Origin of the sequence: Bradyrhizobium sp. WU425, from assembly GCF_021052305.1 — a bacterium.
GTDB lineage: Bacteria > Pseudomonadota > Alphaproteobacteria > Rhizobiales > Xanthobacteraceae > Bradyrhizobium > Bradyrhizobium canariense_D.
The window spans coordinates 4,036,614-4,059,835 of record NZ_CP088089.1 but is presented as its reverse complement, the minus strand read 5'-3'; the positions used below and the strand labels follow the sequence as shown (position 1 = coordinate 4,059,835).

Genomic DNA, 23,222 nt, shown 5'->3' with positions numbered 1-23,222 from the left:
AAAAGCCCCTATCAGGATGCGGCCATTCGCAGGATGTCGTTATAGGTCGCAAACACCATCAACATCAGCACCAAGCCAAGCCCGATTCGGAACCCCATCTCCTGGGTCCGCTCGGACAGGGGCCGACCACGGGCGACCTCCGCCGCATAGAACATAAGGTGACCGCCATCGAGCAGTGGGATCGGGAACAGATTCAGCAGGCCGATCGACACCGACAGCACCGCGCAGAGGTTGATCACGAACTGGAACCCGGCGCTGGCCGCCTGCCCTGACATCTTGGCAATGCCGAGCACGCCGCTGACCTCGTTCGGATTGCCGTTCCCGACGAACAACGAGCCCAGGAACTTGAAGGTGCTGGTGATGATGAACCAGACCTGCTCCACCCCGATCTTGAGCGCTTCGCCGACGCCGACCGGCGACGTCGAGGCCTCCCCGGCCTGAGACTTGTGTTCGACGCCGAGCACGCCGAGACGGTGGCTGTTGCCGAAGGGATCCTTGCGCTCGAGCAGCGCCGGCGTCGCGGTCAGCGACACGATGGCGCCGTCGCGCTTGACCTGGAAGACAAGCGGCGAACCAGCATTCATCGCAACCCTGCGCTGCATGTCGGCAAAGCTTTCGATCGGCTTGCCGTCGATCTGGACGACGACGTCGCCGATCTTGAAGCCGGCTGCCGCCGCAGCGCCATCGGCGACGACACCGTCGACGCGCGCAATCGTGCTCGGCTTGCCGTAATACAGCGCCATGCCGGCGAAGATCAGCGCGCCCAGGATGAAATTGGCGATCGGTCCGGCGGCAACGATGGCGGCGCGCGGGCCGACCTTCTTGTGATGGAAGCTGCCGGCGCGCTCCTCGGCCGTCATGGCCGCAAGCTTCTCGGACGACGGCGTCGAAGCCTCGCTCTCGTCGCCGAAGAACTTGACGTAGCCGCCGAGCGGGATCGCCGAGACCTTCCAGCGCGTGCCATGGCGGTCGTTGAAGCCGACCAGCTCAGGTCCGAAACCGAGCGAAAAAGTTAACACGCGAACGCCCGCCCAGCGCGCGACCAGGAAATGGCCGAGCTCATGGAAGAACACGACGATGGTCAGGACGAACAGGAAGGGAACCGCGTAGCCGAGGAGCCCATGGCTCAACGTATTGAAACTATGGACGAAAAAGTCGATCATCGAATTCCCTCATCCAGTGCCGCAAGGCGCTGGCCCCGAACCATCTAGGATGCCTTTAAGGCAATTTGAGGCAATAGGGCGGCAGCCCTATTTCGCGCAACATGGTCAACAGCGATTGCATCGTCCGCTGACGTCAGCGGCGCCTGGTTCCCGCTGCGGATCCAGTCATCCAGCGTCTCCTCCACCAGCCTGGCAATCGCCCCGAACCGGATCTTGCCGGCGATGAAGGCGGCGACCGCGACCTCGTTGGCGGCGTTGTAGACCGTGGTCGCCCCCTTCCCGGTCCGGAGAGAATCGAAGGCCAGGCGCAGCCCGGGGAAGCGCTCGAAATCTGGCGCCTCGAAGGTCAACTGGCCGATCTTGGCCAGATCGAGCTTGGCGGCCGGACCCTTGATACGGTCGGGCCAGCCGAGGCAATGCGCGATCGGCGTGCGCATGTCGGGTGAGCCGAGCTGGGCCACGACCGAGCGATCGGAGAACTCAACCATGCCGTGGATGATCGACTGCGGATGAACGAGGACGTCGATCTCGTCGGGCGAGAGCGCGAACAGATAGGAGGCCTCGATCACCTCGAGCCCCTTGTTCATCATCGAGGCGGAATCGATCGTGATCTTCTGGCCCATGCTCCAGTTCGGATGCTTCAGGGCTTGCGCGAGTGTCGCCTGCTCGATGTCGGCAGGCTTCCAGGTGCGGAAGGGGCCGCCGGAGGCCGTGATGATGACACGGACGAGCTCGTCGCGATTGCCCGAGGCGAGCGCCTGGAACAGCGCATTGTGCTCGGAATCCGCAGGCAGGATACAGGCGCCCGCTTTCGCCGCGCGCTGCATGAAGAAATCACCAGCGCAGACGAGACATTCCTTGTTGGCGAGCGCGACATGCGCGCCGCGATCGACCGCCGCCAGTGCCGGCTTCAGCCCGGCCGCGCCACTCACGGCGGCCATCACCCAATCGGCCGGACGCGCGCCGGCCTCGATCACCGCGCTTTCACCGGCGCCGCATTCGGTGCCGGTGCCCGCGAGCGCAGCCTTGAGTTCGGCAAACTTGGAGGTGTCGGCGATCGCAACGAAGCGCGCGGAAAACTCCTTCGCGAGCTTTGCCAGCGCCTCGACATTGCTGTTCGCCGTTAGCGCCTCGACACGGTAGCGCTCGGGAGAGGCGCGCAGCAGATCCATCGTGCTGTCGCCGATCGAGCCGGTGGCGCCGAGAACCGTGACGCTGCGGACGCTCGATGCCGCAGCCTTGTTGTTACGCAATGGAACCGCGCTCATATCTTCACCAAACCATAAGACCGCTTCCGGCGCTATGCACACCATGGCGGAGGAAGCCGATAATCCATGCCACCAGGATGGCGGCGACAAAACCGTCCAGACGGTCCAATAGCCCGCCATGGCCCGGAATTAAGTGACTGGAATCCTTGACATCGAAGCGCCGCTTGACCGCGGATTCGAACAGATCGCCGCAGGCCGACACGATTGAGAGGACCGCGCTGACGAACAGCAATGGAACTATCTTTCCAACCCCGCAAGCGGCAAAGGCGACCGCGACCAAAAGGCTCGCGGCAAAGCCGCCGAGCGCCCCTGACCAGGTCTTCTTCGGGCTCACGCGCGGCCACAGCTTCGGTCCGCCGATGCCGCGGCCGGCGAAATAGCCGCCGATATCGGTCGCCCACACCACGAGCAGCACGAACATCAGCGCGGCGAAGCCGTTCAGGGGATCCTTCCGCAGCAGGATCGAGGCGAGTAGCGCCGCCGACGCATAGGCAAATCCGGAGGCCGCCCAGACGAACTTGCCCCGCGCGATCACCGTCACGACCGCCCCGCCAATCAGGCCGGTGATGATTGCGGTCTTCAGCGCGCCGAAGGCAACGCACAAGCCCATCGTGGCGATGACGATCGTCCCCGCCCCGGTCAGCGCGGTCGAGCCTGCGCCAACCACCATCAGCCATTCCGCGAACAGTCCGATCGACACCAGGGTGACGAGAAGCGCCCACAGCCAGCCGCCGGCATAAGCGAGCGCAATGGCGAGCGGCGCCAGCACCAGCGCCGCGAGGATTCGCATCACGAGATTGCTCGGGGCAGGCTGAGAGCCGGCCGGTGCGGAGTTGGGCTCGCTCACGAGGCGGTTTTCGCGACCAGGCCGCCGAAACGGCGCTCGCGCCTGGCGAATTCGGCGATTGCGCCTTCCAGCGCCGCCTTGTCGAAATCGGGCCAGTGAATCGGCACGAAGACAAGCTCGCTATAGGCGGCCTGCCACATCAGGAAGTTGGACAGGCGCTGCTCGCCACTGGTGCGGATGATGAGATCGGGATCGGGAATGTCGGGCGCGTCGAGATGCGCCCCCAGTGTCTCGGCATCGATCGTGTCAGGATTGCGCCGGCCCTCGGCGACTTCGCGCGCGAGCTTCTGCGCCGCCTTCGCGATCTCCTGCCGGGAGCCGTAATTGAATGCGACGACGAGCGTGAGGCGCGTGTTATCGCGCGTCAGTTCCTCCGCCTCATTGAGAAGTGCGCAGATGTCGCCCTCCAGCCCATCCCGCTCGCCGATGATGCGTACCTTGACGCCGTCGCGATGCAAGCTCGCCAGATCGTTGCGGATGAAGCGGCGCAACAGGCCGAACAGATCGCCGATCTCGCTCGCCGGACGCGACCAGTTTTCCGAGCTGAAGGAGAAGATGGTGAGATAGCGGATGCCAAGTTCATGCGACGCCCGAACCACGCGACGCAGGGCCTCCACGCCGCGGCGATGGCCCTCCGCCCGTGGCAAGCCGCGCGCGGCCGCCCAACGTCCGTTGCCATCCATGATGATGGCGACATGCGCAGGCGCATCGGACCGTTCTGGTCCTTCCGTTGCGGGCGCGGCGGCGTTGGACATGAGGCTGCCTTAAAGCATGATCCGGACCCGAAGGGCCGCGTTAGCGCAAAGTGCGAAGCGGTTTTCCGTAAATCATGCGCGAACAATAACCTAGAGCGCGATCCATCGTGCTTTAGACGGTGAGGATTTCTTTTTCCTTGGCGGCCAGCAACTGGTCGATCTCGGAGATCGTGCCGTCGGTCGCCTTCTGCACCTCGTCGGCGTGGCGCTTCTGATCGTCCTCGGACATCTCGTGATTCTTCTCGAGCTTCTTGAGAACGTCGAGACCGTCGCGGCGGACGTGGCGCGCAGCGACCTTGGCGGCTTCCGCGTATTTGTGCGCGACCTTGACGAGCTCCTTGCGACGCTCCTCATTGAGTTCGGGGATGCGCAGGCGCAGAACCTGGCCTTCAGTCGCCGGCGACAGGCCGAGATTGGAATCGACGATCGCCTTCTCCACCGCCTTGACCATCGACTTGTCCCAGACCTGCACCGAAATCAGGCGCGGCTCCGGCACGCTGACGGTGGCGAGCTGGTTCAGCGGCATGTGGCTGCCATAGGCGTCGACCTGCACCGGATCGAGCATCGAGGCGGAGGCGCGACCGGTGCGCAGGCCGCCAAGCTCGTGCTTGAGCGACTGGATCGCGCCCTGCATGCGGCGCTTGACTTCGTTGAGATCGAAATTGTCCGTGGCCATCACGTTTCTCCTTCAAAATCCCGGCGACCTCTCCGCACCCCTTCTCTGAGGGTGCAACGACAAGCCGTCAGCCGGCGACAATGGTTCCGTGGCCGCCGCCACGCAGTACAGCACCGATCGAGCCCGGCTCCGCGATCGAGAACACGATGATAGGCAGCGACGTCTCGCGGGCAAGCGCGAAGGCGGTCGCATCCATCACCTTGTAGCCGCCCTCGATCGCCTGCGAATGCGTCAGACGGTCGAATCGCGTCGCCGTCGGGTCTTTCTTCGGGTCGGCCGAGTAGACACCGTCGACATTGGTCGCCTTCAGAACCGCCTGGGCGCCGATCTCGGCTGCGCGCAGCACCGCGGTCGTGTCCGTGGTGAAGAACGGATTACCGGTTCCGCCGCCGAGCAGCACGATCCGGCCCTCGGCGAGGTATTTATGTGCCGCGGTGCGGGTGAACAGCTCGGAAATCTCGGGCATGACGAAGGCCGACAGCGTGCGCGCAGGCGTGCCCTTGCGCTCGATCGTGGCCTCGAGCGCGAGGCAGTTCATCATCGTCGCGAGCATGCCCATGGTATCACCGGTCGGGCGCGACACGCCGCGCGAGGAGACCTCGACGCCGCGAAAGAGATTGCCCCCGCCGATGACGACGGCGACTTCGGTGCCGAGGTGGCGAGCGGCGATCAGATCGTCGGCGACCCGGTCGATGGTCGGTTGATCGATGCCAAAACCCTGCGGTCCCGCGAGATATTCGCCGGACAGCTTGATCACGACGCGACGATAGACCGGATCAGTCATGAGCACTTTCCTTGTCCGGGCGCCGCTTCCGGCGGCACGCCGGAAGGAACGTTCCGGCGCTTACTTCTTGCCGCTGGCCGCCGCGACCTCGGCCGCGAAGTCGCTTTCCTGCTTCTCGATTCCCTCACCGAGAGCATAGCGCACAAAGCCCGCGATTTTCACCGCGCCGCCGACCTTGCCTTCGGCTTCCTTCACCGCCTGCGCCACCGACTTCCCGGTGTCGTGGATGAAGGCCTGCTCGAGCAGGCAAACTTCCTTGTAATAGGTCTTCAGGCCGGACTCGACGATCTTCTCGATCACGTTCTCGGGCTTGCCCTGCTGGCGATATTTGTCGGCGAGCACGTCCTTCTCGCGCTTGACGACCGCCGGATCGAGACCGGACGGATCCAGCGCCAGCGGGTTGGCGGCCGCGACATGCATCGCGATCTGGCGGCCAAGCGTTGCGAGCTCGTCGGCCTTGCCGGGGGATTCCAGTGCCACGATCACGCCCATCTTGCCGGCGCCCTCGACCACCGCGCCATGGACGTAGCTCGACACCACGCCCTGGCTGACCTCGAGCGAAGCTGCGCGGCGCAGCGTCATGTTCTCGCCGATGGTGGCGATTGCGTCATTGATCGCAGTTTCGATCGTGACGTCGCCGACCTTGGCGGCCTTGATCTTGTCGACATCGGCGCCGGTGTTGAATGCGACCTGGGCGATCATCTTGACGAGGCCCTGGAACTGGCCGTTGCGCGCGACGAAGTCAGTCTCGGAATTGACTTCGACCACGACGCCCTTGTTGCCCTTGGTGAGCGCGCCGATCAGACCCTCGGCGGCGACGCGGCCCGACTTCTTGGCGGCCTTCGACAGGCCCTTCTTGCGCAGCCAATCCTGCGCCGCTTCCATGTTGCCGTCGTTTTCGGTCAGCGCGGCCTTGCAGTCCATCATGCCTGCGCCGGTCGACTCGCGCAGGTCCTTGACCATCGCAGCTGTGATCGTTGCCATCGTTCAAAATCCTTTTTGCCTGCCGGTTTGCCGCGGCGCGGCCAGATCGCCTCGCCGCGGTCCATCTCAGGAATTCGCGTCAACTGAAATGGTGGCCGGAGCTTGTCCGGCCAACCCATCGCTCTTTTTGACTATTCCGCTTCCGCGGTCAGCGCCTTGGCCTTGGCCACCCAGGCGTCCGCGCGGCTCGGCAGGCCGACTTCTTCGCCGATCTTGTGCGCGGTATCGTGATCGAGCTCAGCCAGCTGCCAGAAGTGGAAGATGCCGAGATCGTTGAACTTCTTCTCGATCGCGCCCGACACGCCCGGGAGCTTCTTGAGGTCGTCGGACGTCCCGCGCGGGCCGGCAAGGCCTTGGAAGCCGCTCGTGGCGGGCAGCTCTTCTGCGACCGGCCGAACCGAAGCACCGACGTCGATTCCGGAATCGCCCTGCGCGCGTGAAATGCCGTCAATCGCTGCGCGCGCGATCAGATCGCAATAGAGCGCAATCGCGCGGCCGGCGTCGTCATTTCCCGGCACCACATAAGTGATGCCCTTCGGATCCGAATTGGTGTCGACGATCGCCGCGACCGGAATGTTGAGCCGCTGGGCTTCCTGGATCGCGATGTCTTCCTTGTTGGTGTCGATCACGAAGATCAGGTCGGGCAGACCGCCCATGTCCTTGATGCCGCCGAGCGAGCGGTCGAGCTTGTCGCGCTCGCGCTGAAGGGTCAGGCGCTCCTTCTTGGTGTAGGAGGAGGCATCGCCGCCGGCGAGCACGTCGTCGAGATGACGCAGGCGCTTGATCGAGCCCGAGATCGTCTTCCAGTTGGTCAGCGTGCCGCCGAGCCAGCGCGAATTGACGAAGTACTGAGCGCAGCGCTTGGCCGCGTCGGCAACGCCGTCCTGCGCCTGGCGCTTGGTGCCGACGAACAGGATGCGGCCGCCCTTGGCGACGGTGTCGCTGACCGCCTGCAAGGCGTTGTGCAGCAACGGCACGGTCTGCGCGAGGTCGACGATGTGGATGTTGTTGCGGGCGCCGAAAATGAACGGCGCCATTTTCGGATTCCAGCGGTGAGACTGGTGACCAAAGTGCACGCCGGCTTCGAGGAGCTGACGCATAGTGAAATCGGGTAGTGCCATCGTTCTAATTCTCCGGTTGGTTCCTCCGGAAGCGTGTGAGCAGGACAGAGCGTTGTCGCCCCGGCTGCCACCGGACGGCCTTGTGAGCCATGCTTCCGTGTGAGATGGCGCGGTGTATAGCGCGATTTCGGCCAGAAGCAAGGAAATAAGGGCCTTTCGGGGCGGCTTTCGCCCGCAAGAGGCCCCCTTCCGTAAAGATCGCTCCGGCCTAGCCCCTGCCTAGCATCTGGGCTGGTTCGGCGGGCACTTCTTTGCCGCCGGCGGCGGAGCCGGAGGACGCGGTGGAGGTGCTGCCGGGCGCGGCGGCGGCGGTGGCGCGACGGCCATCCGGGGCGGCGGAGGTGGCGCCGGCCGGGCGACCGGCGGCGGCGGCGCGGGCCGCGCCATTGGCGGCGGCGCCGGTCGAGCAACCGCCACGGGTGGAGCCGCCCGTGGCGGTGGCGGCGGCGCAACACGCGGCGGAGGCGGAGGCGCCGGCCGCGCCACGGCCTGAGACCGCGGTGGTGGCGCCGACGGCCGGGCAGCCTGGGCGGGAGCTGCGGTCGGCTGATGCTGCGGCCTGATCGGCTCCCGCGCCGCCGAGGGCGGCGGCGTGACCGGTCGTCCAACTGCGCCAGGAGGCGTGCGGGCAGCAGGCGGCGAACCAGCCGGCTCGCGGGTCGCGGACTTGCCATGGTCCCCAGGCCCGGTCCCGGTCCCGGGCGGGGCCTGGGCCACCGGCGGCTTCGGCGGTTGGCCGGGCACAGCGGCCGGGTTTGTCGCCGTGGGCGCAGTCGCCGGCGCGGCGGCGGTCGGCGCACCGGGATGACCCGGCGGCGTGGTGCCGGGAGCAGCAGTCGTCGGCGCTCCCGCAGGCCCTCCCGGATGGGTCGGCGGCGGTGTGCCGGGAGCAGTGGCCGTGGGCAGCCCGGGTCTGCCGCCCGGCAGTGGCCCGGCTCCCGCTGGCGGTACAGGTGGACCGCCATGGGTGCCGGGAACCGGCAGGGTGTTGGCTTGGGGCAGCTTGGCCGGTGGCGTGGCAAGCGGACTGGCAGGTGGAGTCGTAGGTGGCGTACCGGTCGGTGCGGCATTGGCCGGCCTGGCCGGAGGCATTCCTGGCCTCGCCGTCGGCTGCATCGTCGCGCTCGGCGGCATCGGCGCCTTGCCCTGCTGAATCAGGGCGGCGCGCTGCACGACCGCCTGCGGCATGGCGGGACCAGCCGGATTGGTGCGCCCGGCAATGGCTGGCGCGAGATTGCCCGCTCCGGCACCCGCACCCGCCGGCGGTGCCGGCGGCTGGTTGATCACCGTGTTGATGACCGTCCTGTTATGGATGTTCTGATAGATGATGTTGTTCGGGGGCGGTGCGACATAGACCGGCGGCCTGACGAACACAGGAATTGGCACGAACATCGGCTGCGGCAGCACGAACAGGCCGACCACCGGCATCGGCGGCGACAGCACGACGAAATCCGGCGGCGGCGGTGGCAGATAATAGACCGGCGGCGGCGGTGGCGGCGCAAAGCCAAAATCCGGATCGCTGAAATACAGCACGGGACGCTCGACATAGACCACCTCCTCCGGCGGCGGTGGCGGCACGTCGTAGTCGATCATCGCGAAGCTCGGCGGCGGCTCGGCCGGCGCGGTGAGAATCGCCAAGCGCCGGCGCGCATCCGCCGCATGCGGACCGCGCGGATAGCGACGCAGATACGACCAATAGGCCTCCGGCGTGTCGGTCCGATAGGTCCGCCGCCAGGTGATGGCCTCGCGGCGCGCCGCGACGATCACCATCACGCGCTTCGACAGCGGGTCGCCGGGATAGGCGGAGAGAAACTCTTCGTAGGCCGGCAGCGTGTCGCGCGTGAGCGCGGCGGCATAGGCATCCTGCACGCCGAGATCGCGGATCGGCTTGTTGCGCATCGCGGCGACTTGGTCGGGTGCGGCCTCAGGCGGCGGCGCGTCAGGTCCGCGCTCGAAGAACGAGAATTGCGCCGATATCTTCTGCTCGTTCCAGGGCACTTGCGCGCCCTTGCTGGCCTCGTTGACGCGCAGGCGAACGCGGTCGAACACCTCAGGCAGCGGTAGGCCGCCGGTGCGGATCATCTCCGCCAGCGACTGCGCATAGATGCCGTAAGGTCCAGGCTCCTCGGGCGCCACCGTGCCGGGCGCGGCGTTGAACGCGACCAGCATGTTGGCGTCGGGCTCGACCAGCGCAAGTCCGCTCGCGATCTGCTGGCCGCCCTCCACGAAGGGCTGCGCCCGCGCAGCGTCGAGCACGACGATGTTGGCCTTGAGCGGAACGGAGGCGAGCTGGCGGAGATAGTCGCCGATGCGCAGGCCTTCGGTCGGAATGTCGGTGTCGCGGGTGATGTTGGAATCGACCGGGATGAAGTAGTTCTCACCGGCAAGTTGCACGCCATAGCCGGCGAGGTAGACCATCGCGACGGTGCCCGGTCCGGAGGCCTGCGCCTTCTGGATGAAATCGCGAAAGCTCTTGCGCAGCGTGTCGCCGTCGAGATCGCGGGCGCCGACGACGTCGAAGCCCGCCGCCTGCAGCGTCTGCGCGATCAGGCCGGCATCGTTTGCCGTCGTCGCCAGCGGCGACTTGGCATAGGCGCCGTTGCCGACCACGAGCGCCATACGCTTTTCCTGCTGCTGTGCACGCGCCGGATCCGGCGCGCCCGCGGCAAGGACCGCGATTGGCAGGAGAAGGCAAATGAAGGCTCGGAGCGTCCCACGCATGACTTGCTTGCCCGTTTTTGTTGTTGAGATGCCGCCACGCATCAGACGCGTGGCGAGCTGAATGACACTTGAACGAAAGGCTTCCAAATAACGAAGGCTTGGATTGAGGCGGCGGCATGGCGCCCGGCACCAACGCCAGGGCGCCTGCGTCAGCCTCGCGACAACGAACCGGCGCGAGCCGGTTCGTCTCGTCAGACCTGCGCGATCAGGTCGACCGTTCCCGTCGTGAGCCGATAGATGCCGCCGACGACCTTCAGCTTGCCCTGCTCCACGGCCGCATTGAGGATCGGCGCTGCCGACTTCAGCTTCGCGACGTTGTCGATGACGTTCTGCCGGATCGCCTTGTCGAGGACGTCCCCACCCTGCTGCATCGCAGCCTTCGCTGCAGGCGTGATCGCATCGACCAGCGATGGAATATGGCCCGGCGGCGGCTTGTTGTCCTTGATCGCCTTCAGCGTCGCATCGACCGCGCCGCAAGCGTCATGGCCGAGCACGAGGATCAGCGGCGCATTCAGCACGGCCACCGCGTATTCCATGCTGGCGATGGTTTCGGTGCCGGCAAAATTTCCGGCGACGCGGCAAACGAACAGATCGCCGCGGCCAGTGTCGAAGGCATATTCCGGCGCGATGCGCGAATCGGCACAGCTCAGTACGGCCGCGAACGGATTCTGTCCGCCGACCAACGCCTCGCGCTCGTGCTTGAAATCGTGCCGCCGCGACACGCCGTCGACATAGCGGGCATTGCCTTCCGTCAGGCGCTTCAATGATGCGTCGGGCGACAGCACGTTCTGCGGCTTGGGCGGCGCCTTGGTCTCTTTGGCGAAGGCTCTGCCGGTCAGGGCGAGGCCGAGCGCCGAGGCACCCAACAACATCGCGGATCGTCGCGACGGCGCGATCCTCTCATGTGGGGATTCATTGCACTTGTCGCACATGTCACGTTCCCTCCCGGCGCGATGGACGAACGGCCTCACGGCGATCATAGCCGCAACGCTGTGACGACACCACAAATGACGGTGCGGGCGGAGCTCGAATTTCGCGCGGAGGCTATTCTGCCAACCGAAGCTCTGCGATCGTCGTCCTGGCGGCCGGTTCATCCAAGGGCAGGAAATCCAGCGGTCCCTGATTTTTATAGCCGGACGTCATCGCAAGCGTGAGACCCCAGCCCAGCACCCCCGTGCTCGCATTCGCGATCATGGCGCTCTTGCGCTGACTGAAGCGCGCTACGAAGAACACGGTCTGGCCGGACTGAGCCGAAAAGTCCACGCGCGTGACGCCGAGCGCCGCCTCCTCTGCTACGAACTGGTGCTGGCCTGCCGGGCGATCGACATAGACATATGTCCCGGTCTTCAGACCCTTGATCGGCGTACCGTCGAGGGAAAATTCCCAGTCCGGATCGCCGATGCCGCCGAAGCCCTTCTCGCGAAACACGACGACGCGGGCCTGCCCGGCTTTCGGCGGACCCAGCTTTCGTACCGTCTCCGAATATCCAAGCCCGCTCCTCGCCGTCTCACAGCCGCACAGCAGTGCCGCAGCCACGAGCAATACCAGCCCACGCAATAGCATCACGCCCCCAAATTTTCCCCGAGTGCATGCTAACCGAAAACAGCGAAAGGTTGCAACAGGGCCGCCGCATGTCCCGCGCAAGACATACAGCCGCCTGCAACACCGTGCGCGTTGCTAGAGCTGCTGCACGTCCACCACACCGGCGACCGCCTTGATGGCGCCGGCGATCTGCGGCGAGACCTTGAAGCGGCCGGGCAGCTTCATCTCGACCTCGGTTTCGAGGTCGAGCATCATGACCAGCGAGACCTCGCCGTCGCCGTTGGAGCGGGGCGCGATGCCCGGACTGCCGACCTTCGGCGCGGCGCCGTTCGCCATGTCGGGGCCGGCGAGACGCTTGGCGATCGATTCCAGCGGCTTGGTGTCGCGCACGAAGATGCGCAGGCCCTTCTGCGTCTTGGCCGCGGCCTCGTCCAGCGGCTCGGCGTGCAGCACGCGCGCGCGGACGTCCTCGCCCTGGAGCTCGGCGCCGAGCTGGAGCAGCACCGCGGCGCCCGGTTCCAGGACGTCGCGATATTGCGCGAGGCCTTCGGAGAACAGCACCGCCTCAAAGTGACCCGTGGGATCAGAGAGCCCCATGATGCCCATCTTGTTGCCGGTCTTGGTCCGCCGCTCCATGCGCGACACCACGGTGGCCGCGACCTTGCCGGCGGTGGCGCCGGTCTTCACCGCGCGGGAGAACTCGGCCCAGGACTGCACGCGCAGCCGCTTCAGCACGGTGGCGTAATCGTCGAGCGGATGTCCCGACAGGAAGAAGCCGATCGCGTCATATTCGCGGCGCAGCCGCTCGGCCGGCAACCAGGGCTCGATCTGCGGCAGCATGATGGTCGGCGCGTCGGCCGAGCTGCCGAACATGTCGTTCTGGCCGATGGTTGCAGCTTCGTTCGCCCGCTGGCACGCGGCGAGAATCGAGTCGGCGCCGGCGAAGACCCGCGCCCTGTTCGGCTCCAGCGTGTCGAAGGCGCCCGCGGCGGCGAGGCTTTCGATGATGCGCTTGTTGATCGCGCGCGGCGACACCCGCGCGGCAAAGTCGGCGAGCGAGGTGAACAAGCCGTTTTTGGTCCGCTCCGCGATGATCTGCTCGACGGCCGCAATACCGACGCCCTTCAGCGCCGCGAGCGCGTAGTAGATGGTCTTGTCGCCGACCTCGAAAGTCGCGCCGGAACGGTTGACATTGGGCGGCTCGACCTTGATGCCGAGGCGCTGCGCCTCGGCGCGGAATTCGGACAGCTTGTCGGTATTGTTGAGATCAAGCGTCATCGACGCGGCGATGAACTCCACCGGGTAATGCGCCTTCATGTAGGCGGTGTGGTAGGACACCAGCGCATAGGCCGCCGCGTGGCTCTTGTTGAAGCCGTAGTCGGCGAATTTCGCCAGCAGCTCGAAGATGGTATCGGCCTGCCCCTTCGGCACGCCGTTCTTCACTGCGCCTGCGACGAAGATCTCGCGCTGCTTCTCCATCTCGGCGCGGATCTTCTTGCCCATGGCGCGGCGCAGCAGGTCGGCGTCGCCAAGCGAATAGCCCGACATCACCTGCGCGATCTGCATCACCTGTTCCTGGTAGATGATGACGCCGAAGGTCTCCTTGAGAATCGGCTCCAGCACGGGGTGGAGATATTCCGGCTCCTCGTCGCCGTGCTTGCGCGCGCAATAGGTCGGGATGTTCGCCATCGGACCCGGTCGATAGAGCGCGACCAGCGCGATGATGTCCTCGAAACGGTCGGGGCGCATGTCGACCAGCGCGCGCCGCATGCCCTGGCTTTCAACCTGGAACACGCCGACCACCTCGCCGCGCGCCAGCATCTGGTAGCTTTCGGCATCGTCGATCGGCAGCGTCGCGAGATCGACGTGGATGTTGCGCGGCTTGAGCAGTTTGCACGCGACGTCGAGTACGGTCAGCGTTTTCAGGCCGAGGAAGTCGAACTTCACGAGGCCCGCGGGCTCGACCCATTTCATGTTGAACTGGGTCACCGGCATGTCGGATTTGGGATCGCGATACATCGGCACGAGTTCGCTCAGCGGCCGATCGCCGATCACGATGCCGGCCGCATGCGTCGAGGCGTGACGGGTCAGGCCTTCGAGGCGCTGCGCGATGTCGAAGGCGCGCGCCACCACCGGATCCTCGTCGCGGAACGCCTGGAGTTTTGGCTCGCTCTCGATCGCGGCGGCCAGCGTCACCGGCGCGGCCGGATTCTGCGGCACGAGTTTTGTGAGCTTGTCGACCTGGCCATAGGGCATCTGCAGCACGCGGCCGACGTCGCGCAGCACGCCGCGCGCCTGCAGCGTCCCGAAGGTGATGATCTGCGCGACCTGGTCGCGACCGTAGCGCTCCTGGACGTACCTGATCACCTCGCCGCGGCGATCCTGGCAGAAGTCGATGTCGAAGTCCGGCATCGAGACGCGTTCCGGATTGAGGAAGCGCTCGAACAGCAGGCCGAACTTGATCGGGTCGAGGTCGGTGATGGTCAGCGCCCACGCCACCAGCGAGCCTGCGCCGGAGCCGCGGCCCGGCCCGACCGGGATGCCCTGGCCCTTTGCCCATTTGATGAAGTCGGAGACGATCAGAAAGTAGCCCGCGTATTTCATGCGCATGATGACGTCGAGCTCGAACGCAAGCCGCGCGTTGTAATCTTCTTCCGTCGTGCCTTGCGAGAGGCCGTGCACGCGCAGGCGGTTGGCGAGCCCCTCCTCCGCCTGCCGCTTCAATTCGGCCGCCTCGACTGCGGCGGCATCGGAGCTTGCGGCAGCGCCGACCGTGAAGAACGGCAGGATCGGCTTGCGCGTCATCGGCCGGAACGAGCAGCGCTCGGCGATCTCCACCGTCGAGGCCAGCGCCTCCGGAATGTCGGCGAACAGCACCGCCATCTCGGCGCGGGTCTTGAAGCGGTGATCGGGCGTGAGCTGCTCGCGCTCGGTCTCCGCGATCAGCCGCCCGCCGGCGATGCAGAGCAGCGCGTCATGGGCTTCATAATCGTCGGTCGTGGCGAAATACGGCTCGTTGGTCGCAACCAGCGGCAGGCCCTTGGTGTAGGCGATGTCAATCAGGCTGCTTTCGACCCGCCGCTCCTTCTCGATGTTGTGGCGCTGCAATTCGATGTAGAGACGGTCTCCGAACAGGCTGGCCAGACGCTCGCAGCGCGCCGCCGCGAGCTCGGTATAACCGCCGGCAAGCGCCAGCGAGATCGGTCCGTCCGGACCGCCCGTCAGCGCGATCAGACCTTCGGTCTCGCCTTCGAGCCAGTCGAACTTGATGTGTGGAGCATGAGTGTCGGGCGTCTCCAGGAACGCGCGCGAGTTCAGCCGCATCAGGCTGCGATAGCCGCGCTCCTGCGCGGCCAGCAGCACCACGCGCGAGGGCAGCAGCACGTTGCGCGCATTGGGATCCTGGTCGCCGAACTCGATCGCGATCTCGCAGCCCACGATCGGCTGGATACCGGAGCCCGCCATCTTGTCGGAGAACTCCAGCGCACCGAACATGTTGTCGGTGTCGGTCAACGCCAGCGCCGGCTGATGGTCTTTCTTCGCTAGCTCGGCGAGCTTGGCGATCTTGATCGAGCCCTTGAGCAGCGAATAGGCCGAGTGAACGTGAAGGTGGACAAATCCGGCGCTCGGCATGGTCGCGTGACGGCCTCTTGCAGATGAGATGGAGCGGTCACCGGCACCGGAGGCATCCTGCACCCGCCCGGCCGACTCGCCTCATAATGGTGGGGCGTCATGGTGCCAGAGTCCACGCCGGAGCGGCCGATCGGCCGCGTCGTCCTGCTTTTCCCCAACCTAGGCCCGCGCCTAGAGCTGCGGGAGCACCTGGGCCCAGATCGCAATCATCCCGACAAACAGCGCGATCGACGCCAACGCGGCGGCCTCTTCAACGAAAATCCTGAACATGGCTTACTCCATGGTGAGAACGTATGAAGAACATTGTTCTCATTTCGTTCTCAGGAGTCAAGCCATCTCGACCATCTCCAAACAGAATGGTTAACCCGCTGAATTTAAGCAACAAAAAAGCCCCGGCCGATGGCCGGGGCTTTCGCCAACCGCTCGAAGTCGAGCGATCGATACCAGTCTTTTACTCAGTAACGGCCGAGGCTCGGGCCGCCGAACTTGTAGTTCAAGCGAACGAGGCCCATGTCGACGTCCTGGCGGATGCGATCGGTGCCAACCAGGCCTGCGAACGTGACGTTCTTGTCCTGCAGGAAGATGTGGTTGTACTCGACGCCAACCGACCAGTTCGGGGCGAAACCGTACTCGAGGCCGGCACCGATCGTGCCACCCCAACGGGTCTGATCGTTCGAGGACAGCAGCGCCCCGCCAAGGGTCGAGACTTCATACTTGCTGCCGGCGACAGCCGCACCGCCCTTGGCGTAAAGGAGGACGTTGTTCCAGGCGTAGCCGATCTGACCGGTGATCAGACCGAACGAGTCGATCTTGGAGCGGTTGCGCGTCGCGAACAGCGCGCTGACGTTGTCGCCCGAGAAGTCAGCCCAGTTGCCCTGACCTTCGATACCGAACACCCACTGGCCCGACTGCATGCGGTAGCCGATCTGGCCGCCGACCGTGCCGCCGGTCGCATCGTGCGAACCCTCGCGGCCACCGCCGACGAGATCCCAAGTCGAATGGGCGGAACCGCCGCCGCCGTTGACGCCGATGTAGAAGCCGCTCCAGTCGTAGATCGCGGCGACCATCGCCGGCGCCTTGGTGTAAGGCCGCGCAGCGAGGTCAGCAGCCACCGCCGGTGCGGTCGCGCCGAGCGCGACAAGGCTCACAGCAGCAAGCAACAGATTCTTGTTCATTTGATTCCCGTTCCAGTTTCGTCGTTAGGCCCCCGGGCCGTAGCGTCGTCATAGCAGCGCTCGACAGAATTGCTGTAACCTCGACGCCACAGTTCGCGCCAAAGGATCGCGCTTCATTAATGAAGATTTACCAGCGCGCGCGGGAAACCCTTTGAAACAAGAGTTTTCATGAGTTCCATTGTCGACTACACGACATACGCAGCATGCGCGCGTAACAACGTCGCGCGCACGTTCGCGTGATTGGAGAATCGAATGCGCAGACGAATTGCTCTCCCCATTGTCGCCACATTTTCGCTCGCCCTCGCCACATTTGGTTTCACGCTTAGCGCAAGCGTGCCTGCGCGCGCGTTCGGGACCCACCATGCCTTCTGCCTCACCGGCGATGAATGGCCGGGGCTGAGCAATTGCACGTTCGACACTTACGCGCAGTGCCAGGCGAGTTCGTCGGGCCGCGCGCTCACCTGCATCGCGAACCCGTATTTCGCAGGCCAGAGCGACGATCCCTACGCGTATCAGAACAGGCCGCGCGCGCAGGTGCCGGGTTATTCGCCCGGTTACTATTTGCCGCGCTGAGATGCGTCGCGCTCGCTTCGCGCTCCTCGCGATCGGCCTGCTGCTCGCCGGCGCGCCTGCGCACGCGCAGACCTACGATCCGAGCTATCCGGTCTGCATGCAGATCTACGGTCCCGTCGGCTATTTCGATTGCCGCTACACCTCTCTCGAGCAGTGCAGATTTTTAGCCCTCGGTCGGTCAGCGACGTGCGTGGCGAACCCGTATTTTGCGCAGAAGAAGCCCCCTCGCCACTCGCGGCGCGTCAATTAAATCGGGACTTCGATATGCGGCCCGCCTTGCGTTGAGCTTCCGACGCCACGCTCGGCAATCTGGTCGGCGAGACCGGCGCCGCCGCTGGCTCTGGATGATCGAACCCGTTCGGATGCTGCCCGAGATCCGGTGGCTTGAGGAGCCTCCTTAACCAGCCATCGTAACGATCAACGGTCCGCTTCGCGTGGCGATCACGGTGTGCTCGTATTGAACGGTCGGCGCCTCGGGGCTGCTGTAGAGCGTCCATGGATCATCGCCATCCTCTGCCCATTCCGCGCCAAGGGACAGGAACGGCTCGACGGTGAACACGAGGCCTTCGCTCATGATGCGGCGTTCGGAGCGGTCGGGCCACGTTGCGATCTCCGTCGGCTCCTGGTGGAGCGACAGGCCGACGCCGTGACTGGCAAGGTTCCTGACCAGGCTGTAACCGTTCTTCCGCGCAAAGGTCCCGATGGCCTGACCGATACCGGCAATCGGTTTGCCGGCTCCGACCTGCTGCAGGCCCGTCCACATCGCCCGCCGGCCGTCCCTGCAAAGACGTTCGACCGCGCGGGTTGCGGGTGGAACGGCGAATGAGGCTCCCGTATCCGCAAAGAAGCCGTTCTTCTCGGCTGACACGTCGATGTTCACGAGGTCCCCGCGCGCGATCCGCCGATCGCCGGGGATGCCATGAGCGATCTCCTCGTTCACGCTGATGCAGGTTGCGCCCGGAAAGTCGTAGGCCAGCTCCGGAGCCGAACGTGCACCGGCGGCCTCCAGCAGCGTTCGCCCGATCTGGTCGAGCTCGGAGGTGGACATGCCCGGCTCGAGCGCCTTTCCCATTGCCTCCAGGGTATTGGCGACAATGCGCCCGATCTCCTTCAGGCGCGCGAGGTCGTTGTCATCCGAGATTGTCATGTCATGCTCTTCCGAAAGCCGGGACATAGCCCTTGTGAAGGCAGCTTGCAAACGGAAGAGATCGTTTCCAAAACGCGTTCAGATCTCGTCGAGCAAGGTGCGGACTTTGGCAGCCAGGTCTTCGATAGAGAAGGGCTTGGGAAGCAGATGCTTGCCGGCATCGAGCACGCCATTGTGAACGATTGCATTGCGCGTGTAGCCGGTGGTGAACAGCACTTTCAGCGCCGGGTATCGTTTCGACAGCTCGGCCGCCAGCTCGGCGCCGGTCATGTCGGGCATGACGACATCCGTGAACAGCAGATCTGGAACGAAACCATTTTCGATCGTCCTGATCGCCTCTTTGGCGCTGGCTGCCTCCATGACGTTGTAGCCAAGTTCGCGCAAGCTTTCGGACGAAATGTTGCGGACGCGCTCGTCGTCTTCCACGACGAGAATGGTTTCGTTCTGATGGCTTGCACCGGCGGGTATTTCTTCCTGTGACAGAGCTGAGCCCGCCTCCTCGCCGGCGAAGCGTGGAAGGTAGATCTTCACGGTCGTGCCAACATCGACTTCCGAGTAAATTTTGACATGGCCGCCCGACTGCCGCACGAAACCGTAGACCTGACTGAGGCCGAGACCGGTGCCCCTGCCCACGACCTTGGTCGTGAAAAACGGATCGAACACCTTGCCCAGCACGTCGGCCGGAATTCCCGTGCCGTTGTCCGTCACGGCCACGAGAACGTACTGCCCGGGTGCGAGTGCATACTCGCGAGCATATTTTCGGTCTATCGAGACGTTGCTGGTTTCTACTGTCAGCCTGCCGCCCTTCGGCATGGCATCGCGCGCATTGACCGCGAGGTTGATCATCGCGCTTTCCAGCTGGGCCGGGTCTGCCTTGACCCGCCAGAGGCCAGCCGCCAGCACCGTCTCGAGGCGGATCAGCTCGCCCAGCGAGCGCTCGAGCAACTCGCTCATCCCGCCGACCATCTTGTTGATGTCCACGACCTCAGGCGCGAGCGGCTGTTGGCGCGAGAACGCGAGCAGCCTCTGCGTCAACGTGGCTGCGCGATTTGCACCGTCGATGGCGCCCTCGATGAAGCGGTCTATGCTGACCTCTCCCCTGCCGAGCCGCCGCTTGGCAAGATTCAGGCTGCCGAGAATCACGGCCAGCATATTGTTGAAGTCGTGGGCAATGCCGCCGGTCAACTGCCCGACGGCTTCCATCTTCTGGGATTGCCGCAATTGCTCTTCGGCCTTCATGCGCTCGGCAATTTCGTCGGCAACACGTTGCTCCAATCCGGCGTTGAGCGCCTCGAGCCGGGTCAAGAGCTGGGCGTTGTCGATAGCGGTGGCGGCATGGCCCGCAATACCAAGCAACGCGGACTCCTGCTCGGCTTGGAATTTACCCGTCTCGGCGTGACCGAAGAAAAGTCCGCCGAAAACTTCGCCGGTGCGCGAGATCACAGGGACCGCCAGGTAGGATCGGACCGGAAGATGGCCCTCGGGCATGCCTTTCCGCGGCGCGTTCTTGCCATAGCGGGGGTCCCGCAGGATATCGTCGGACCTCACCACGCCGGAGCCCTCGAAGGTCGGGCCAAAGACGGCTGTGTTACGCGGCATCGGAAAGTTTTCAAACGCGGATCGCGGCGCACCAGACAGCGAATACAGCATGTAGCTGCCGCCATCCGGCGCCAGAACGTTGTAGAAAAAGGCGCCGAATTGAGCACCGGTGAGTCCGACGCCGGCATCCGTCACGATCTGGACGATCTTGTCGAGGTCGCGTTCGCGAGAGACCGAGGCCCCGGTATCATTGAGTATTCTGAGATGACGCTCGGTTTTCTTTTGCGCGGTGATATCCAGAACCGTTCCGATGAACCGAACAGCTTGGCCGTTGGCAAAGATGGCTTGACCGGTCGCGGCGATCCAGCGTTCGACCCCATCCTCGATGCCAATGGTCCGGTATTCCATGTTGTAGTTTGCCGGCGCGTGCGGCGTCAGCGCCGCGGAGACGGCCTCGTGGGCGCGCTGCCTGTCTTCGGGATGAAGGCCCTTCAGGAACGACCCTTCATAGCTGACTTCGGCGTCCGGCGATAAACCGAACACCTCCTTGCAGCGGCTATCCCATCGAAGAACGTTGTTGACCGGGTCGTAGTCCCAGGTGCCGATACCAGCCGCCTTGTTTGCAAGCGTCAGTCGTTCGGCGGCCTCCCGCGCCGCCTGTTCCGATCGGACGCGCTCGATGTGGGCCCACGACCGTTCGGTCACTTCGGTGAGCAAGGCGAGTTCGCGCGGCGTCCACTGGTGCGGGCCCCGGTGATGGATCGCCATCAAGGCGGTGAGTTGCCCTTCTTTGACCAAGGGCATGCAAATCGTCGAACCGATCCCGATGTTCTGGAAAGTGGCGGCTTCCTCAGGCGCAAGCTCCTTCAAATTGTCATTGATGATCAGGGGCCTGCCGGCGCCGAGCTCTCGCACCGCCTTCTTCCCGAAGTCAGCCAGGCTGTAGTGACCAAGGATATGCACCGCGCCCGGCGCCGCCCAATCCCCGCGTATGGTGAAGCCGTCCTGGTCGGGATCCATATCGGCATAGGCACAGCTCGATACCTCGAGATGCTCGCCAAGCATCCTGGTCGTCACCGCCATCACGCCGTCGGCATCGCGGGTCCTGGCCGTCTCCTTGTTGAGTGCGTCCAGGAAAAGCAGCCGGGCTTCGTTCTCCCGCACGGCCGTCTCAGCACGGCGACGCTCAACGGCCGTGCGCGTACGCTCGGCAACATCGCGAATGAGCTCCAGCTCTTCGGGGCTCCATTCGCGCGGCCCGGCATTGTTCAAATACAGCAGCGCCACGACCCCATCGGCCTCCGAGATCGGCATGTTGACGAGCGCACGCGCAGAGATCGCCTCGAGAGCCTCGGCACGATCGCCGACGCGAGGGTCTTTTTCAGCATCGGCACAGATGACGGTCTCGCCCCGCTTGAGATCTTCGATGTAGCTGCCATAGTCGCGGAAGCGCAGCACGCCTGCGAGGCTCAGGATGCCCGGTGCGTTCCAGTCGCGGACAATGGTGATGGTCTCGGCTGAGGTGTCGACCGTGCCATAGCCCGCCCGGCTGACGTTCAGGCTGCGGCCGAGCAGTTCCGCCGCAGCATAGGCGAGATCGTCGGGATTGCTGATCTCTCGGATGAAGTCGCCGAGTGTGGCTAAGACGGAATTGCGATCGGCCGAGCGGATCCCGGTCGCTGTCGTCATTGGTCTTCCCCTGCCACGTTCCTAGCTCCACGAGGAGCTACTGCTTGATCGTCCCGCTGCTGTTCGCTTCGACCACAGGTAGCCCGCCTGACTTTCTGAGTGATGCAGCCGGGTCGCGCAAATTGTCTGCGCGATAACCGCATGATGGCATTTAGGTTCCTGTCGTCACCGTCCCCTTGGGAGATGCTGTTCTGCCTGTTCCCACATCGCCGCCAGATTGCCAATCCAGTCGTCGCGGACAGACCCGTGCGGATGCGCCACCGCAAGTTGTGGCTGCGCGGATCATCCTGTAACATCGATCTCTGCTTTTCACTGCGCGTGGTCCCGTCGTTTCATGCTCGCCCGTAGTCTGCTTGTCCTGGCCTCGCTGATGCTTCCTGGCGCTTTGCACGCCGAAGGGACGCCGGCCGAGATGACTGGATTTGCATCCAGGCTGACGATCTATCTTGCCAAGGGACCACCAGACGCCTGCGGACCGGGCTGCGACCGCTGGATCGCCATCGAGGGCGATATCGACCAGGACGCTGCGCCGCGCATTCGCCGCTTTCTCACCGGCGTCAAGGACACGCAGCGTCCGATCTACCTCTATTCACCGGGCGGAAACGTGGAGCAGTCCTATGTCATCGGGCGGTTGTTGCGCAGCCGCAAGGCGATCGCTCGGGTTGGCCGGACCATCGCGACGGCGTGCGCCGCGGGCACGCAGGTGGACGCCGCGTGCCTGAAAATAAAAAATACCGGCGGCGAGGTGGAAGCCGAACTCACCACTTACCATGCGATGTGCAACTCGGCCTGCGGCTACCTGTTTCTCGGAGCGACATCGCGCGAGGTCGCCCCCGACGCCGCGCTGGCGGTCCATAATTCCAGGCTGGTCCTTGCCTTTCACGGGCATCCGCCTCCGGCGGCGGTCGCGGAATACAGGCAGCGCCGGATGGCCAGGGCCGATCGCGATCGCGCTGCGTTCATCGCGGCGATGGGGATCAGCCGCGAGCTAGACGATCTGATCCGGACGGTGAAGTTCGAAAACCTGCACCTGCTGACGCGCGCCGAGCTCTATCGTTTCGGCATCGACACGCGTTCGCTTGCCGAAACGGCGTGGAAACTGGAAAAGGAAGCGCGCCCCTTCGTCCGCAAGATCGCGATGCTGAAGGAGAATGGCGCTTCGTTCCGGCCTATGGAATGGCGTCTGTCTTGCGAAAGCGGAAAGCGCGTGCCGTTGACATTCGCGCGCGAGATCGACGAGACGGTCGTCGGCAAGACCACCATCCTGGTGACGGCGGACGCCGCTCCGGACAACGCGGCCGGAGGGTCTGCGTTGCGGACCGGAAAATACGAAGTCTGGCGTGGCAGCATCGATCCGGACATGCTCAAGGCGATACTGGCGTCCCGCTCCCTCCATGTCCGCGAAACCACGCTGTTACCCGACGACAAGGCGGACATCACGAAATTCGACATCGACTTGACGGGCCTGACGTCAGTGTGGCCGCAGCTTGCGGCGTCATGCGCGGCGGCGACGCCGGCTCCGAAGAGCCCGTGGCCGGCCATTCAGCAGCCGAACGCCAGCGTAACGCCCCCGGCCGCACCGTCGCCATGAGTCAACGTGGCGAA

The 23,222-nt window shown here is 64.8% G+C and carries 18 protein-coding genes; 3 read left to right on the top strand and 15 right to left on the bottom strand.

Annotated features, from left to right (window positions below):
• Positions 1 to 11 precede the first annotated feature (11 nt).
• The 13 genes from rseP to BcanWU425_RS19660 all read right to left on the bottom strand — a co-directional run bounded on the left by rseP (position 12) and on the right by BcanWU425_RS19660 (position 16,669).
• Positions 12 to 1,163, bottom strand: a complete 1,152-nt coding sequence (gene rseP / locus BcanWU425_RS19720) for an RIP metalloprotease RseP (protein ID WP_204511319.1) — start codon at positions 1,161 to 1,163, stop codon at positions 12 to 14.
• A gap of 44 nt (positions 1,164 to 1,207) precedes the next feature.
• On the bottom strand, positions 1,208 to 2,431 hold the full coding sequence (gene dxr / locus BcanWU425_RS19715) for a 1-deoxy-D-xylulose-5-phosphate reductoisomerase (RefSeq protein WP_204511320.1): 1,224 nt from the start codon (positions 2,429 to 2,431) through the stop codon (positions 1,208 to 1,210).
• Positions 2,432 to 2,435: 4 nt separating this feature from the next.
• Positions 2,436 to 3,278, bottom strand: coding sequence for a phosphatidate cytidylyltransferase (locus BcanWU425_RS19710; protein WP_204511321.1), 843 nt, complete (start codon positions 3,276 to 3,278; stop codon positions 2,436 to 2,438).
• The gene (locus BcanWU425_RS19705; protein ID WP_085353284.1) at positions 3,275 to 4,033 is read right to left on the bottom strand and encodes an isoprenyl transferase; all 759 of its coding nucleotides are present in this window, start codon (positions 4,031 to 4,033) and stop codon (positions 3,275 to 3,277) included. Before BcanWU425_RS19705 ends, BcanWU425_RS19710 begins: the two co-directional genes overlap by 4 nt.
• A gap of 112 nt (positions 4,034 to 4,145) precedes the next feature.
• The gene (gene frr / locus BcanWU425_RS19700; protein ID WP_007603628.1) at positions 4,146 to 4,709 is read right to left on the bottom strand and encodes a ribosome recycling factor; all 564 of its coding nucleotides are present in this window, start codon (positions 4,707 to 4,709) and stop codon (positions 4,146 to 4,148) included.
• 67 nt (positions 4,710 to 4,776) lie between these two features.
• Complete coding sequence (gene pyrH / locus BcanWU425_RS19695; protein WP_018455040.1) at positions 4,777 to 5,493, bottom strand: UMP kinase; 717 nt, start codon at positions 5,491 to 5,493, stop codon at positions 4,777 to 4,779.
• 60 nt (positions 5,494 to 5,553) lie between these two features.
• Positions 5,554 to 6,477, bottom strand: coding sequence for a translation elongation factor Ts (gene tsf, locus BcanWU425_RS19690; RefSeq protein ID WP_018455041.1), 924 nt, complete (start codon positions 6,475 to 6,477; stop codon positions 5,554 to 5,556).
• A 131-nt stretch (positions 6,478 to 6,608) separates the two neighbouring features.
• Positions 6,609 to 7,598, bottom strand: coding sequence for a 30S ribosomal protein S2 (locus BcanWU425_RS19685; protein ID WP_007603625.1), 990 nt, complete (start codon positions 7,596 to 7,598; stop codon positions 6,609 to 6,611).
• Between the two features lie 219 nt (positions 7,599 to 7,817).
• Positions 7,818 to 10,319, bottom strand: a complete 2,502-nt coding sequence (locus tag BcanWU425_RS19680) for a caspase family protein (protein WP_204511322.1) — start codon at positions 10,317 to 10,319, stop codon at positions 7,818 to 7,820.
• A gap of 191 nt (positions 10,320 to 10,510) precedes the next feature.
• Positions 10,511 to 11,251 (bottom strand): carbonic anhydrase, encoded by a 741-nt coding sequence (locus tag BcanWU425_RS19675; protein WP_085353578.1) that lies wholly within the window; start codon positions 11,249 to 11,251, stop codon positions 10,511 to 10,513.
• 112 nt (positions 11,252 to 11,363) lie between these two features.
• On the bottom strand, positions 11,364 to 11,882 hold the full coding sequence (locus tag BcanWU425_RS19670) for a hypothetical protein (protein WP_027518200.1): 519 nt from the start codon (positions 11,880 to 11,882) through the stop codon (positions 11,364 to 11,366).
• 114 nt (positions 11,883 to 11,996) lie between these two features.
• Positions 11,997 to 15,494, bottom strand: a complete 3,498-nt coding sequence (gene dnaE, locus BcanWU425_RS19665; RefSeq protein WP_204511323.1) for a DNA polymerase III subunit alpha — start codon at positions 15,492 to 15,494, stop codon at positions 11,997 to 11,999.
• 455 nt (positions 15,495 to 15,949) lie between these two features.
• Positions 15,950 to 16,669: an outer membrane protein gene (locus BcanWU425_RS19660; protein ID WP_085394829.1), complete on the bottom strand. Its 720-nt coding sequence runs from the start codon at positions 16,667 to 16,669 to the stop codon at positions 15,950 to 15,952.
• A 252-nt stretch (positions 16,670 to 16,921) separates the two neighbouring features.
• Between BcanWU425_RS19660 and BcanWU425_RS19655 the strand changes: the two genes are divergently transcribed.
• Both BcanWU425_RS19655 and BcanWU425_RS19650 read left to right on the top strand, forming a co-directional pair.
• Positions 16,922 to 17,242 carry a DUF3551 domain-containing protein gene (locus BcanWU425_RS19655; protein WP_018455047.1) on the top strand — a complete coding sequence of 107 codons (321 nt, stop codon included), beginning with the start codon at positions 16,922 to 16,924 and terminating at the stop codon, positions 17,240 to 17,242.
• Between the two features lies 1 nt (position 17,243).
• Positions 17,244 to 17,492: a DUF3551 domain-containing protein gene (locus BcanWU425_RS19650; protein WP_018455048.1), complete on the top strand. Its 249-nt coding sequence runs from the start codon at positions 17,244 to 17,246 to the stop codon at positions 17,490 to 17,492.
• Positions 17,493 to 17,639: 147 nt separating this feature from the next.
• Here BcanWU425_RS19650 and map read toward each other — a convergent pair whose 3' ends face one another.
• Together map and BcanWU425_RS19640 are read right to left on the bottom strand one after the other, a co-directional pair.
• A complete protein-coding gene (gene map, locus BcanWU425_RS19645; protein ID WP_204511325.1) occupies positions 17,640 to 18,389 on the bottom strand; it encodes a type I methionyl aminopeptidase in 750 nt (249 codons plus the stop codon).
• 78 nt (positions 18,390 to 18,467) lie between these two features.
• Positions 18,468 to 21,617, bottom strand: a complete 3,150-nt coding sequence (locus BcanWU425_RS19640) for a GAF domain-containing hybrid sensor histidine kinase/response regulator (protein ID WP_204511326.1) — start codon at positions 21,615 to 21,617, stop codon at positions 18,468 to 18,470.
• A 334-nt stretch (positions 21,618 to 21,951) separates the two neighbouring features.
• Here BcanWU425_RS19640 and BcanWU425_RS19635 point away from each other — a divergent pair, with 334 nt between their 5' ends.
• Positions 21,952 to 23,208, top strand: a complete 1,257-nt coding sequence (locus BcanWU425_RS19635; RefSeq protein WP_204511327.1) for a hypothetical protein — start codon at positions 21,952 to 21,954, stop codon at positions 23,206 to 23,208.
• Positions 23,209 to 23,222 lie beyond the last annotated feature (14 nt).

Bases quoted from the DNA above. Each gene is read 5' to 3' on its own strand.
- dxr (WP_204511320.1), bottom strand. From the start codon at position 2,431: ATGAGCGCGGTTCCATTGCGTAACAACAAGGCTGCGGCATCGAGCGTC.
- BcanWU425_RS19670 (WP_027518200.1), bottom strand. From the start codon at position 11,882: ATGCTATTGCGTGGGCTGGTATTGCTCGTGGCTGCGGCACTGCTGTGC.
- map (WP_204511325.1), bottom strand. From the start codon at position 18,389: ATGACAATCTCGGATGACAACGACCTCGCGCGCCTGAAGGAGATCGGG.
- rseP (WP_204511319.1), bottom strand. From the start codon at position 1,163: ATGATCGACTTTTTCGTCCATAGTTTCAATACGTTGAGCCATGGGCTC.
- BcanWU425_RS19655 (WP_018455047.1), top strand. From the start codon at position 16,922: ATGCGCAGACGAATTGCTCTCCCCATTGTCGCCACATTTTCGCTCGCC.
- BcanWU425_RS19660 (WP_085394829.1), bottom strand. From the start codon at position 16,669: ATGAACAAGAATCTGTTGCTTGCTGCTGTGAGCCTTGTCGCGCTCGGC.
- BcanWU425_RS19675 (WP_085353578.1), bottom strand. From the start codon at position 11,251: ATGTGCGACAAGTGCAATGAATCCCCACATGAGAGGATCGCGCCGTCG.
- frr (WP_007603628.1), bottom strand. From the start codon at position 4,709: ATGGCCACGGACAATTTCGATCTCAACGAAGTCAAGCGCCGCATGCAG.
- BcanWU425_RS19650 (WP_018455048.1), top strand. From the start codon at position 17,244: ATGCGTCGCGCTCGCTTCGCGCTCCTCGCGATCGGCCTGCTGCTCGCC.
- tsf (WP_018455041.1), bottom strand. From the start codon at position 6,477: ATGGCAACGATCACAGCTGCGATGGTCAAGGACCTGCGCGAGTCGACC.
- BcanWU425_RS19635 (WP_204511327.1), top strand. From the start codon at position 21,952: ATGCTCGCCCGTAGTCTGCTTGTCCTGGCCTCGCTGATGCTTCCTGGC.
- pyrH (WP_018455040.1), bottom strand. From the start codon at position 5,493: ATGACTGATCCGGTCTATCGTCGCGTCGTGATCAAGCTGTCCGGCGAA.
- BcanWU425_RS19685 (WP_007603625.1), bottom strand. From the start codon at position 7,598: ATGGCACTACCCGATTTCACTATGCGTCAGCTCCTCGAAGCCGGCGTG.
- BcanWU425_RS19640 (WP_204511326.1), bottom strand. From the start codon at position 21,617: ATGACGACAGCGACCGGGATCCGCTCGGCCGATCGCAATTCCGTCTTA.
- dnaE (WP_204511323.1), bottom strand. From the start codon at position 15,494: ATGCCGAGCGCCGGATTTGTCCACCTTCACGTTCACTCGGCCTATTCG.
- BcanWU425_RS19680 (WP_204511322.1), bottom strand. From the start codon at position 10,319: ATGCGTGGGACGCTCCGAGCCTTCATTTGCCTTCTCCTGCCAATCGCG.
- BcanWU425_RS19705 (WP_085353284.1), bottom strand. From the start codon at position 4,033: ATGTCCAACGCCGCCGCGCCCGCAACGGAAGGACCAGAACGGTCCGAT.